The 13827-nt window shown below is 73.6% G+C and carries 7 protein-coding genes; 2 read left to right on the forward strand and 5 right to left on the reverse strand.

Annotated elements, in window-relative coordinates; translation table 11 throughout:
• Positions 1-120 precede the first annotated feature (120 nt).
• The 3 genes from ABT296_RS07085 to ABT296_RS07095 all read right to left on the reverse strand — a co-directional run bounded on the left by ABT296_RS07085 (position 121) and on the right by ABT296_RS07095 (position 6422).
• Complete coding sequence (locus tag ABT296_RS07085) at positions 121-4221, reverse strand: Rne/Rng family ribonuclease (protein WP_351924120.1); 4101 nt, start codon at positions 4219-4221, stop codon at positions 121-123.
• 263 nt (positions 4222-4484) lie between these two features.
• On the reverse strand, positions 4485-5246 hold the full coding sequence (locus ABT296_RS07090) for a TIGR03936 family radical SAM-associated protein (RefSeq protein WP_351924121.1): 762 nt from the start codon (positions 5244-5246) through the stop codon (positions 4485-4487).
• 48 nt (positions 5247-5294) lie between these two features.
• Positions 5295-6422, reverse strand: coding sequence for a hypothetical protein (locus ABT296_RS07095; RefSeq protein ID WP_351924647.1), 1128 nt, complete (start codon positions 6420-6422; stop codon positions 5295-5297).
• 153 nt (positions 6423-6575) lie between these two features.
• On the opposite strand from ABT296_RS07095, the gene ABT296_RS07100 reads away from it, so the two are divergent.
• A complete protein-coding gene (locus ABT296_RS07100; RefSeq protein WP_351924122.1) occupies positions 6576-6929 on the forward strand; it encodes an effector-associated constant component EACC1 in 354 nt (117 codons plus the stop codon).
• Entirely contained in the window at positions 6929-10006 is a 3078-nt protein-coding gene (locus ABT296_RS07105; protein WP_351924124.1) for a caspase, EACC1-associated type, read from the forward strand. Before ABT296_RS07100 ends, ABT296_RS07105 begins: the two co-directional genes overlap by 1 nt.
• A 234-nt stretch (positions 10007-10240) precedes the next feature.
• On the opposite strand, the gene ABT296_RS07110 is transcribed toward ABT296_RS07105, so the two are convergent.
• Together ABT296_RS07110 and ABT296_RS07115 are read right to left on the reverse strand one after the other, a co-directional pair.
• Positions 10241-12211 (reverse strand): TIGR03960 family B12-binding radical SAM protein, encoded by a 1971-nt coding sequence (locus tag ABT296_RS07110; RefSeq protein ID WP_351924126.1) that lies wholly within the window; start codon positions 12209-12211, stop codon positions 10241-10243.
• A gap of 88 nt (positions 12212-12299) precedes the next feature.
• Positions 12300-13802, reverse strand: coding sequence for a CYTH and CHAD domain-containing protein (locus ABT296_RS07115; RefSeq protein ID WP_351924128.1), 1503 nt, complete (start codon positions 13800-13802; stop codon positions 12300-12302).
• Positions 13803-13827: the final 25 nt, after the last annotated feature.

Raw genomic sequence — 13827 nt, forward strand, 5'->3', positions numbered from 1 at the left:
TGTGGGCCTGCCCTGTGCCCTGCCCCGTCCCCCTGGGGGGGGGGCCGCGCCCCCCGCCCCCCCCGGGGGGGGGGGCGGGGGGGGGGGGGCCCCCCCCCCCCCCCCCCCCACCCCGGTGGATCAGCCCTCGTCGGTGGAGGCCGAGACGGTGGGCAGCGCCTGCTGCGCCGCCGCCGCGGTCTTCTTCGACGTCGACTTCTTGGCGGCCGTGGCGGTCTTGGCCGCCTTCTTGGCCGTCGTCTTCTTGGCGGCCGTCTTGGTGGCCGCGGTCTTCTTGGTGGCGGCCTTCTTGGCGGTCGCCTTCTTCGCCGTCCGGCGGGCGGCGGCCTTCTTGACCGGAGCCTCGGCGGCCTCGGCCTCCGCGACCTCGGTCTCGGCCTCGGCCTCCGCTTCCTCGGTCGCCGCGGGGACGACCACGACGGCCGCCTCCTCGGACGCGGTGGGCGCCGTGGCCTTGCGCACCGCGCGCCGGCGCGGACGGGCCGGGGCGGCGCTCTCGGCGGGCGCCTCGGCGACCGGCTCGGCGGCGGGCGCCTCGGCCTCCGGCGCGGCGGCCGGCTCGGGCGCGGGCTCGCTGCTGACGGTCACCACGGCGGCCTCGGCACCCTCGGGCGCCGACACCCTGCGGGTCGCACGACGGCGCGTACGGCCCTTCGGCGCGGCCTCCACGGGCTCCTCGGCCACGGCGGGCGCGGTCTCGACGACCGCGTCCTCCAGGGCGGCGGGCTCGGCCCTGACCTCGGCGGCGGGCTCCGCAACCACCGGGCGCGCGGCCTCCTCGGCCGTCACGTCCTGGGCGGTCGGCGCGGCGGCCCTCGGCGCGCCCGCCGGAGCGGACGCCCGACGGCCGGCCCGGCGCCGGCCGCGGCCACCGCGGGCGACCGCGGCCTCCGCCTCGGCGACACTGCTGTACAGCTCCTCGTCCGCGGAGAACTCCGGGGCGGGCAGCGCGACCGGCTCGGCGGCCTCGGCGGCCACCTCGGCGACGGTCTCGGTCTCCGGCTCGACCGGCTCGGCGGTCTCCACGGCGCTCGCCGCGGTCTCGTGCGTGTGCTCGTGCCCGTCGCCGCCGCGCCCGCGCTTCTTGCGCTTGCCGCCGCCACCGGCGGCCGTCGGCTGCTCCATGTGCACGATGACACCGCGGCCGTTGCAGTGCACGCAGGTCTCGGAGAACGACTCCAACAGACCCTGGCCGACCCGCTTACGGGTCATCTGCACGAGCCCCAGCGAGGTGACCTCGGCGACCTGGTGCTTGGTGCGGTCCCGGCCCAGGCACTCCAGCAGGCGCCGCAGCACCAGGTCCCGGTTGGACTCCAGCACCATGTCGATGAAGTCGATCACGATGATGCCGCCGAGGTCGCGCAGCCGCAGCTGACGCACGATCTCCTCGGCCGCCTCCAGGTTGTTCCTGGTGACCGTCTCCTCCAGGTTGCCGCCCTGGCCGGTGAACTTGCCGGTGTTGACGTCGACGACGACCATCGCCTCGGTCCGGTCGATCACCAGCGAACCGCCGCTGGGCAGCCAGACCTTGCGGTCCAGCGCCTTGGCGAGCTGCTCGTCGATCCGGTAGGTGGCGAAGACGTCGACCTCGGAGGTCCACCTCGACAGCCGCTCGGCGAGATCGGGGGCGACGTGCGAGACGTACCCGTGGATCGTCGACCAGGCGTCGTCACCGCTGACGACGACCTTGGAGAAGTCCTCGTTGAAGATGTCCCGGACGACCCGGACCGTCATGTCCGGCTCGCCGTAGAGCAGCGTCGGCGCGTTGCCGCTCTTGGCCTTCTTCTGGATGTCCTCCCACTGCGCCTGGAGCCGCTCGACGTCGCGGCGCAGCTCGTCCTCGCTCGCGCCCTCGGCGGCGGTGCGCACGATGACGCCCGCGTCCTCGGGGACGATCTTCTTGAGGATGGTCTTCAGCCGCGCCCGCTCGGTGTCGGGCAGCTTGCGGCTGATACCGGTCATCGACCCCTCGGGGACGTAGACCAGGTAGCGGCCGGGCAGGGAGACCTGGCTGGTCAGACGGGCGCCCTTGTGTCCGATCGGGTCCTTGGTGACCTGCACCAGGACCGACTGGCCGGACTTCAGGGCGGACTCGATGCGGCGCGGCCCGTTGGCCATGCCGAGCGCCTCGAAGTTGACCTCACCGGCGTAGAGCACGGCGTTGCGGCCCTTGCCGATGTCGATGAAGGCGGCCTCCATCGACGGCAGGACGTTCTGCACCTTGCCGAGGTAGACGTTGCCGACGTACGAGGTCGACTGCTCCTTGTTGACGTAGTGCTCCACGAGCACGTTGTCCTCGAGGACGCCGATCTGCGTGCGGTCGCCGTGCTGGCGGACCACCATGACGCGCTCGACGGCCTCACGGCGGGCCAGGAACTCGGCCTCGGTGATGATCGGCACCCGGCGGCGGCCCTGCTCGCGCCCCTCGCGGCGGCGCTGCTTCTTGGCCTCCAGACGGGTCGAGCCCTTGATGGACTGCACCTCGTCGGACGGCTCGGCCTTCGCCCGCGGCTCACGCACCTTGACGACGGTGCGCTCGGGGTCGTCGGTGGACGCCTCGGCCTCGGAGGAGGAGTCCCCGGCCCGGCGGCGACGGCGACGGCGGCGACGGCTGCTGGAGGAGGAACCCGCGGACTCCTCGCCCTCGGCGTCCTCCGCGTCCTCTTCCTCCTGCTCGGCGGTGTCCTCGGCGTCCTGCGCCGCCTGGGCGGCGGCCTCGTCGGACTCGGCGTCCTCGGAGTCGCCGGCCTCGGCGTCGGCGTCGGCGGACTCGCCGCGACGACGGCGGCGTCCACCGCGGCGACGGCGGCGGCGGGCGCCGGTCTCCTCGGCCTCGTCGCCCTCGACGGCGTCCTCGGCCTCGTCCTCCGGCTCGTCCTCGGCGACGGGCTCCTCCGCAGGGACCTCGGCGCGGTGCTCACCGCGGCCCTCGGTGCGGGCCTCGGTGCGGGCCTCGGTCTCCTCGGCGAAGGCGGCGCCCCGGCGACGGCGACGGCGGCGCGAGCCGGTCTGCTCCTCGGGGAACTCCTCGGTCTCCTCCTCCGCCTCCTCGGACACCTCCGGGACCACGGCGGCGGCCTCGGCCGCGGCGCGCTCCGGCGTCTGGAACCTCGGCTCGGTGAAGACGGGCGGCTGGAAGACGGCGACGGCGGGCCGGGCCGGGCGGCGCCGGCCGCCTTCCGCGTCCTCGGCCTCGGTCTCCTGGGCCGCGGCCGCGGCCCTGGGCTTGGCCGGCTCGGAGAAGCCGGTGGCGGCCTTGCGCACGACACGGCGACGGCGCCGGGGGCCGGCGTCCTCGGACTCGGGCGCGGGGGCCTCGGCGGGAGCCTGGGCGAGTGGCTCGGGCGTCCCGCTCTCGTCGGCAGTGGTCACGCTCGCCTCCACGTTCTCGGGCGCACCGGCGGGCGCGGACACGCTGCGCGTGGCACGCCGGCGGGTACGACGGGGGGTGCCGTCCTCGGACGCGGCCGAGGTCTCCTCGGCGGGAGCCTCGACGGACTCCGGCTCGGCGACGGGCTCGGCGCCCACGGCGGAAGTCTCGGCGGCGGGGGCGGCGGTCTCGGCCGCCTCCACGGGCTCGGGCGTGGCCGCCTTCCGGGTGGCCCGGCGGCGGGTACGGCCCTTGGGCGCCGCCTCCTCGGCGGCCGGCTCCTCCACGGGGGCGGCGGCCTGCGCCTCGGGGGCGGTGACAGCTTCGGCGGCGGGCGCGACGGTCTCGGTGACGGCCTCGGCCTCGGCGGCGGGCGTGGCCACCTTGCGGGTGGCGCGCCGACGCGGGCGACGCGGGGCGGCGTCCTCCACGGCTGCGGCGGCGGAGGCGGCCTCGACACCCTCGGTGGCGGGCGCCGACTCCTCGGCGGAAGCCGTCGCGGGGACGATGGTCTCGGCGGCCTCGGCGGCGGCGGGCGCCCCGGCGGGCGCGGACGCCCGGCGGACCACACGACGACGCGTACGGCCGGCGGCGGGGGCCTCGTCGGCGACCGCGACGGCGGCCTCCTCGGCCTCCGGCGTCACGGCGGTCGCGGTCTCCTCGGCCTGGGCCTCATCGGCCTCGGCCTGCTCCGCCTCGACGTCCGGTATGGCCGGCGCGGCCTCGGTCGCGGCGTCGGCGACCGGCGGACCCGCCGGCCGGGAAGCGGCACGGCGCCGCCGACGCGGCGGCAGGGTGTCGCTGGGGGTGTTCGATTCGGAACCCTCGGTGGGGTCGGTCGGTTCGAGCATGCGGGCGTTTCTCCCGTCAGGCTCCCGGGCGCCGCGCCTGGTCCGGCGGTGTGCCGGTGACGTCCGCGGCTCGCGTCGTGCGCGACTGCCGCCGTCCGGGGCGCGGGCGCCGCACGGGAGCTCTCCGTGTCCTGTCTCGCCGGTTCCGTACGCCTCATGCGTACGGCCTGGCGAAAGTCTTCTGGTTCGGTGCGCTGCCCGACCCAGGTGGCTCCCGAGTACGAGGGCGGCGCTACGACGTCCGTCCCTTCGCGGGACCTTCCTTACGCCGGCGCCTTCGCGGCGGCAGCGGATCCGGCCGTGTGGGCCGTCGCCGCCTCGCGGTCAGGCGCGAGCGGGTCGGTCACCGTGCCGGTCTCTTCATCGAACAGCCCCTGCGCCAGCCTGGTCACCGCTGCGGGGACCGGCGGCGCCAGGTCGGCCACGGCGCGGAGACCGGACAGGACGTCGTCGGGTCGAACGGCAGGCGTCACGTGCCGAACAACCAGCCGCAGTATCGCACAGGGCTGGTCGGTCGGCCTATCAGCCGTCGAACTGCGCGTTTCAAGATCGACGACCGCCGGGCGGGCGTCGAAGGTACGGACACCGTTCTTGGTCATCCGCTGGACCTCGACGGACTCGGCGGCGTTGAACGCGGCGACCGCGCGCTCCGCCTCCGCCGGGTCCACGCCCTCCAGCCGCAGCTCCCACTCGGAAGCCGTCAGCCGGTCGGCGAGCCCGGAGGTCCGGGCCTCGACCGCGTCGACGACGTCGAGCCCGGTGGGCAGCGACTCGTCGAGCAGGGCCCGCAGCTGTTCCGGGTCCCGCGTCGCGGTGAGCGCGATCTCCAGGTACTCCGCCTCACTGCCCGTGCCGGTGGGTGCGGCATTGGCGTACGACACCTTCGGATGCGGCGTGAACCCCGCCGAGTACGCCATGGGTACCTCGGCGCGGCGCAGCGCACGCTCGAAGGCGCGCTGGAAGTCTCGGTGGCTGGTGAACCTCAGGCGGCCGCGCTTGGTGTAGCGCAGTCGGATGCGCTGCACCGCGGGTGCGGGCGGCGGGCCTTCGGGCTGTCGCTTGCCCAGTGTCGTTCAGTCCTTAGTGAGAGCGGTCGTACTGCTACCAAGAGTACGTGTCTCGGCCGCCCGCGGTTCCCGCCGGGCCACCGCTTCCCGCTTACGGGGTTCCCCGAACAGCATCCGCCGCACATCGGCCCGGGCCTGTCGTACGGACTCCCGGGCCGACGCGAGCGCCTGCCTGGTGGCCCGTCCGACGGCGCGCCCGGCCTCGGCGCAGGGCCGCAGCACGGCGTCCCGCACGGCGTGCCCGACGGGGGTGAGGACACTCCGGTACACCCAGCGCGCCGGCTCCACGAAGGTCCACCGCACGAGGGTCGCGAGGAAGCGCCCGACCGCCAGCGAGATCCGCCCGGCGATCCGCCAGGCGTGGCCGAGCGCGTCCCAGACCTCCCGCCCCACGAACGCGAGCACGCTCCCGACGGGCACCAGCACCCACCGCCACAGGGCGGCCGCCGGAAGCACGACCAGCACGCGCACGACCCAGTACAGGCAGAACCCGATCCCCCGGGCACCCCAGTACAGGACGAACCCGACGCCCCGGCCGACCCACAGCAGGGCGTGCCCCACGGGCGTCAGCACCCACCGGTACACCCACAGCGCCGGTACGACCAGCAGGTACCGCACCAGCCAGGCGGCACCGGCGTACCCCCAGCCGCCGAGCGCGGCCAGCCCCGCCCCGATGCCCCGCAGCACCCACACGCAGCCCCGCCCGATCGGCGCCAGCACAGACGCGTACAGCCACTCCAGACCCGCCCAGACCCCCCGTCCGGCCCACAGCAGCGCGTGCCCGACCGGCGTCAGGACCCACCGGTACGTCCAAACGAGCGGCACCACGACGAGCACGTTCCCGAGCCAGGCCAGCGCCCGGGCGAGCGGCACCAGCACATACCGCCAGAGCCCGACGAGCGGCCACACCAACAGCACCCGCCCGGCCCACAGCAGCGCCCTGCCCGCCGGCCGCAGCACGGTGTCGTTCAGGAACCGTCCCCCGACGACCAGCGCGTCCCACACCATCCGCACCGGCAGGACCAGCAGCAGCACCACGATCCGCACGGGAAGACGGACGGCGACGACGAGGCACCCCTCGGGTCGCCCGGGCTCGGATCGCCCGGGCTCGGGCAGCGACTTCTCCGGTTCCATACCGGACATGACGCGTCCACGCCGCGTCCGGATGCTCCAGCGGGGTTGCGAAGCCGTCACGGCTCCGTCCCCGGAAGCACGGCTCCCGAAAGCCACGACGTGACTACGCTGGGTCCACGATCGGGCGATGGCGTACATCGGGGGCGACGGGGCATGCACATCCAGGTACTGGCCGGGGGCGACGAACGGGCCCTGAGCGATCTGCACTCCTGGCTCGGGCGCGATCCCGGCGCGAAGGGGCTCCCCGTACGGCCGGTGACCGGCGACGGACCCACCATGGGCGTACTCGAAGCCCTCGACGTGATCCTCTCCAACGCCACCGGCATCGCGAACTTCGCCCTGGCCTACGCGACCTGGCGCACCACCAGGCCGACCTCGACCGGTGGCGGGGCGAGGACCCTGGTCCACGGGGACAGCACGATCGACATCGGCCACCTGTCGGCCGAGGAACTCGCGGAGCTGCTGCGGCGACTGCACCGCGACGGCGAGGACACCGGGACCTCCTGATGACGGTCGACCAGTCCGGGTCCCGCGCGGTGCTGTTCGGGGTCCACGCCTACGACCACCTCCCGCCCCTGGACGGCGTACGCCACAACGTGCCCGCCCTGCGCGACCTGCTGACCGCGGCGGAGGTCGGCGGGTTCGCCGGCGAACACTGCGTGGCGGTACCCGCCAACAGCACACCGGCCGCGCTGCTGGACGCCGTGCAGGACGCCGCGGACCACGCCCGGGACCTGCTGCTCGTCTACTACGCGGGGCACGGGCACTTCGGCCGGGACGGACGCTCCCTCTTACTGGGGACCCAGGCATCCCGCCCGGACCGCCCGCACCACTCCGTCGCCTACGACGAGATCCGGGCCATCATGGCCGGCTCCACGGCCCAGCACGCCGTGGTGATCGTCGACTGCTGCTTCAGCGGCGGCGCCCTGCACATGAGCGCCTCGCGGGAACGCCGGACGCCGGACTTCGACATCGAGGGCGCCTGCGTCCTGACCTCCTCCGCCGAGACCGAGCCCTCGCTCTGCCTGCCGGACGGCAGCGTCTTCACCCGGGAACTGATCCTGCTCCTGCGCGACGGCCTGAGCGGCAACCTCCCCGACGGCCGACGCGGCGAGCACCTGGCCGCCCTGACCATGGCCGACATCTACGAGACCCTGTGCGAGCGCCTGAAGGGCCGCACCGTCGAGGGCCACCGGATCCCGGCCCCCCGCATGAGCACCCGGGACAGCGGCCACCGCATCCCCCTCGCCACCAACAGGGCCCGCCGGACCGAACCGCATCCCACTCCCCTGTCACCCTCCGTCGCCCCGGCCACCGCCTACGCGGCCACCCGCTACTTCACCGGCCGCGAGGACGAACTGACGGCCCTGGCGGGAGCCGTGGCGCAACCGGGCGCGGTGTGCGTCGTGCACGGCCGCGGCGGCCAGGGCAAGACCGAACTGCTGCGGGCCGCGGCCGCCCGGGTCACCTCGCTCTTCCCCGGCGGCTGCCTGGAGATCGACCTGCGCGGCTGGACCCCCGACAGCGAGCCCCGCGACCCGCACATGGTCATCGCCGAGCAACTGCACCACGCGGGCCACGGCCCCGAGCAGATCCCCACGGACCTCACCGCACGCGCCGAGGCGTGGCGCCTGTACCTCAACAGCCACCCCGTGCTCCTGCTCCTGGACAACGCCCGCGACGCCGCCCAACTGGCCCCGCTCCTGCCCTCCGCGGGTGCCCCGAGCGCGGCCATGGTCTCCAGCCGCTCGGAACTCCCCGACGTCGACGCCGACTTCCGCCACGCACTGCGCCCACTGCCGCCCGCGCACTGCGTCACCGTCTGGCTCAAGATGGGCGTACCCCCGGAGACCGACGACCTCCACCGGATCGCCGACCGCATCAACGGCAGCGCCCTGGCCCTCGGCCCGATCGGCACCCGGCTCCTGCGCGGGGCGTCCCCCACCGCGATCCTCGCCGCACTGTCCGGGTCGACCCCCTACGCCGCCTTCCCCACCCTCGACGCCGCCGAACGCGCGGTCTTCCAGAGCGCCTACAACGCCCTCGACCCCGACCTGCGCACCCTCATCCACCAGTGCGCCTGGCACCCCGGCCCCGACTTCGGCCCCGACTCCCTGGCCGCGATGGCCGGCCGCCCCGAGCACGAGGTCGCGATCCGCCTCACCGAGATCGAGCAACTCCTCGTCCGCAAGGCCGACCGCTACAGCCTCCACGACAGCAGCCTCGCGCACGCCCGGCAGACCGCCACCGCCCACTCCACCCCGGACGAGGAGACGGCCAGCAGAGCAAGGCTCTACGACCACCTCGGCACCGGGCTCCTGCGGGCACGCGAGGCCCTGGACTTCGGCACGCCCGACGACGAGTCGAGGACGCCGGCGGCCCGCAGATGGCTGGACGAGCACTTCCAGGAACTCCAGACGGCCGCCCGCACCGCGGGCACGGACGAGTGGCCGGCCCACGAGGACTTCCTCCTGGAGGTCAGCCACTCGCTGCTCATGGACGGCCGCTGCATCGAGCCGCAGGAACTCGTACGGATCGTCCTCGACACCACCGCCCCGGAGTCCATGGCCCATGCGGTCGCCAGCGAACGCCTCGGCGACATCCGCCGACTGCAACGCACGTACGACGAGGCCATCACCGCCTACCAGGACGCCCTGACCCTCTATCAGGCCCTCGGCGACCGGCTCGGCCAGGCCAACGCCACCGGAGCCCTCGGCGAGATCCACCGACTGCAGGGCAGGAACCACGAGGCCATCACCGCCCACCAGGACTCCATGAGCCACTACCGGGCCCTCGGCAACCGGCTCGGCCAGGCCCAGACCACCCAGGGCCTCGGCGAGATCTACCAGGGCCAGGGGCGCTACGACGAGGCCACCGCCGCCTACCTGGAGGCCCTGGCCCTCTACCGGACCCTGGGCAACCGCCTCGGCCAGGCCAACGCCACCAGGAGCCTCGGTGACACCCACCAGGCGCAGGGCCGCGACGACGAGGCCACCGCCGCGTACCAGGAGGCCCTGGCCCTCTACCGGGCCCTCGGCAACCGCCACGGCCAGGCCAACGCCACCAAGAGCCTCGGCGACATCCACCGCTTGCAGGGCCGGTACGCCCGGGCGATCAGCACCTACCAGGAAGCCATGGCGCTCTACCAGGCCGTCGGCGACCGCCACGGCCAGGCCGACATCACCGAGGGCCTCGGCCACGTCCACAAGGACCAGGGCCGCTACGACGCGGCCACCACGGCCTACCGGGACGCACTGGCCCTCCGCCACGCCCTCGGCAACCGCCACGGCCAGGCCAACGCCACCGTGAGCATCGCCGACGTCCACCTCCTCCAGGGCGAGTACGCCCGGGCGACCAGCACCTACGAGAACGCCCTGAGCCTCTACCTGGCCATCGGCAACCGCCACGGCCAGGCCAACGCCACCATGGGCCTCGGCGACATCCACCGCCTCCAGGGCCGGTACGCCCAGGCGAAGTCCGCGTTCCGCGCGGCCCGGGACCTCTACACCGAGATGGGCATCCACGACTGGGCCACCCGCTGCCAGACAGCCCTCGCCGACTGCGACCGCGCCGCAGCGCGCTAGGGCGTGTTTCGAAAGTCCCGTCGTCCGCCCGAAGGGCGGGCCCCGCGGCGTCTGGTGCGTGCGATCGCAAGGCGCCGGAGCGCCCTAATAGCGGAGCTATTAGGGCGTTTCGGCAACGCCGCGAGCGTGCCAGACGCCGCGGGGCAGGCGGGACTTTCGAAACACGCGCTAGCCCGCTCACCCGCCCCACCTCGGTCCGGGGCGTCCATCACGCGCCGCGGCGTCTCGCTCGCGTCAGTGCGAGTGACCGCCCGCGCCAGGCGCCGGCGCCGCGTTCTTGACCGCGAGGGGCAGCAGCTTCTTGCCCGTCGGGCCGATTTGGATGCTCGTGTCCATCTGCGGGCACACCCCGCAGTCGAAGCACGGCGTCCAGCGGCAGTCGTCGACCTCTGTCTCGTCGAGGGCGTCCTGCCAGTCCTCCCAGAGCCATTCCTTGTCGAGGCCGGAGTCGAGGTGGTCCCAGGGGAGGACCTCCTCGTAGGTGCGCTCGCGGGTGGTGTACCAGTCGACGTCCACGCCGAAGGGGGCCAGCGCCTTGTCCGCGCAGGCCATCCAGCGGTCGTAGGAGAAGTGCTCGCGCCAGCCGTCGAAGCGGCCGCCGTCCTCGTAGACCGCGCGGATGACGGCGCCGATGCGGCGGTCGCCGCGGGAGAGCAGGCCCTCGACGATGCCGGGCTTGCCGTCGTGGTAGCGGAAACCGATCGAGCGGCCGTACTTCTTGTCGCCGCGGATCTTGTCGCGGAGCTTCTCCAGGCGGGCGTCGGTCTCCTCGGCGGAGAGCTGCGGGGCCCACTGGAAGGGGGTGTGCGGCTTGGGGACGAATCCGCCGATGGAGACCGTGCAGCGGATGTCGTTGGAGCGGGAGACCTCGCGGCCCTTGGCGATGACCTTCGTCGCCATGTCGGCGATCTGCAGGACGTCGTCGTCGGTCTCGGTGGGCAGGCCGCACATGAAGTACAGCTTCACCTGGCGCCAGCCGTTGCCGTAGGCGGTGGAGACGGTCCGGATGAGGTCGTCCTCGGAGACCATCTTGTTGATGACCTTGCGGATGCGCTCGCTGCCGCCCTCGGGGGCGAAGGTGAGCCCGGAGCGGCGGCCGTTGCGGGTCAGCTCGTTCGCCAGGTCGATGTTGAAGGCGTCCACGCGGGTGGAGGGCAGGGAGAGGCCGATCTTGTCCTCTTCGTACCGGTCCGCCAGGCCGCGGGCGATGTCACCGATCTCGGTGTGGTCGGCGCTGGACAGCGACAGCAGGCCGACCTCCTCGAAGCCGGTCGCCTTCAGGCCCTTGTCGACCATCTCGCCGATGCCGGTGATCGAGCGCTCCCGCACCGGGCGGGTGATCATGCCGGCCTGGCAGAAGCGGCAGCCGCGGGTGCAGCCGCGGAAGATCTCCACGGACATGCGCTCGTGGACGGTCTCGGCGAGCGGGACGAGCGGCTGCTTGGGGTAGGGCCACTCGTCGAGGTCCATGACGGTGTGCTTGGAGACCCGCCACGGGACGCCCGAGCGGTTGGGTACGACGCGGCCGATCCGGCCGTCCGGGAGGTACTCGACGTCGTAGAACGCCGGGATGTACACCGAGCCGGTCTTCGCCAGCCGCAGGAGCACCTCCTCGCGGCCGCCGGGGCGGCCCTCGGCCTTCCACTCCCGGATGATCCTCGTCATGTCGAGGACGGCCTGCTCGCCGTCGCCGATGACGGCGGCGTCGATGAAGTCGGCGATCGGCTCGGGGTTGAAGGCCGCGTGGCCGCCGGCCAGGACGATCGGGTCGTCGACGGTGCGGTCCCCGGACTCCAGCGGGATGCCGGCGAGGTCCAGGGCGGTGAGCATGTTGGTGTAGCCGAGCTCGGTGGAGAAGCTCAGGCCGAAGACGTCGAACTCGCCCACCGGGCGGTGGCTGTCCACCGTGAACTGCGGGACGCCGTGCTCCCGCATCAGGGCCTCCAGGTCCGGCCACACGCTGTACGTGCGCTCGGCGAGGACGCCCTCCTGCTCGTTCAGGACCTCGTAGAGGATCATGACGCCCTGGTTGGGCAGCCCGACCTCGTAGGCGTCGGGGTACATGAGCGCCCAGCGGACGTCGCAGCTCTCCCACGGCTTGACCGTGGAATTGAGCTCTCCGCCCACGTACTGGATCGGCTTCTGCACATGCGGGAGCAGGGCTTCGAGCTGCGGGAACACCGACGCAGCGACTTCGGCAGGCATCTCGCGTACCTTCATGGGCTGGACTGAACGGACAGGGGTGACCATTCAGCGTAACCCGATCGCGGGCACCCCCTGACCGTCCGAGGGATCAGAGGGCCTTCGCGGCGCCCTCGATCCCGTCCCAGAAGCCGGGCAGCTCGGCCTCCACGGCCGCCGCCCGCTGTTCCTCGCGCCCGTACAGCAGGCCGTAGGTGAAGGCGCTCTCGCCGGCCGCGTGGGCGACGGCGGAGAGTTCGCGGAGGGTGCCGCGGGCCATGACGCTGTCCTGGTGCTCGCCGAGCAGGTTCTGGAGGGACTTCATGGTCTTGGCCAGGTCCTTGGCGGGCCGGCCGAGTGCGGGCACGGCGGCCTCCGCCGCGTAGCGGGTGCGCTTGGTCTTCTTGCGGGCCTCGTGGACGGCGACGTCCCGGTCCTCGCCCGGGGGCAGTTCCAGCGCCTCCTCGACCAGTGCGGAGACCTTGCCGAAGTCCTTCTTCACGGCCTTGGGGAGCGCCTTCCCGGGCTTCTTTCCGGCGGCCTTGCGCAGGGGCGGCTCGGCGATCACCGTGTCCAGGGCGTCGAGCAGGGCGAGGTAGCGGTCGGAGTCGAGGACACCGATCAGGCGGCCGCCGGCCCCGCCGGGGCGGTCCCCCGCCCAGCGGGCGACCCGTTCCGCGACCGGTCCGGAGACCAGGGCGGGGGGCACCTCGTCCAGGGCGGCGCCGAGCCGTTCGTTGAGGACCTCGCGGTCCCGGTCCACGCCCAGCTCGCCGGCGAGCCATTTCAGCTCGTCGCCGATCGGGTCGGTGACCGCGCGGTCCAGGACGTTGCGGAAGGACTTGAAGGTGCTGCGGGCGCGGCGGGTGGCGACGCGCATGCTGTGGACGGAGTCCTCGGCGTCGCGGCGCACGGCCGAGTCCAGTTCGACGATGGCGTCCCGCTGGACGCGCAGGTAGGCCAGGACGTGGTCGCCGGCGGTGCCGGGTTCGGGTGCGGCCTTCGCCTTGCGCTTGCGCTTGGGTGCGGTCTCCTCGAGGGCTCTGCCCAGTTTGGAGGTCGCCGCGGAGGGGCGTACACCGGCTTTGCGGAGCCGCTTCTCGACCTTGTCGAGGAAGGCGGGGTCGCCGTCGTCGGCCAGCTCGACCTCGATCTCGGTCCACTGGACGGCGGCGCCGGTGCCGAGGCGTTCGGCGCGTACGGCGTCCACGGAGACCTCGGCGAGGAGGCCGCCGTCGCCGTCCACGAGGTGGCGGACGTCGCGGTCGGAGACGAGGCGGACCAGCGGCACCACGTCGTGGCCGCGGACCCGGGCGCGGACCAGGCCGGCGAGTTCGTCGGGCAGGGTGTCGGAGAGGGGGGCGCGGATCTCGTCGCGGACACCGGCGGAGACGGGGAGTTTGAGGTGCCAGCCGGCGTCGGAGCCGCCGGTGCGGCGGCGCAGGGTGATCGAGGCCGCGGCGAGGCGTTCGTCCTCGGTGTCGTAGTAGGTGGCGTCCAGCTGTGCCATGCCCTTGTCGATGACGGCCGCGACCCCGGCGACGCCGGTGAGGTCCGGCAGGCCGCTCTCGTCGGACTCGTACTTCCGCTCGATCTCGCGCTTGGTGTCCGCCATGAACCGAATCTAATCGGTGTCATGG

This window comes from Streptomyces sp. NPDC000983, from assembly GCF_040299205.1.
Taxonomy (GTDB): domain Bacteria; phylum Actinomycetota; class Actinomycetes; order Streptomycetales; family Streptomycetaceae; genus Streptomyces.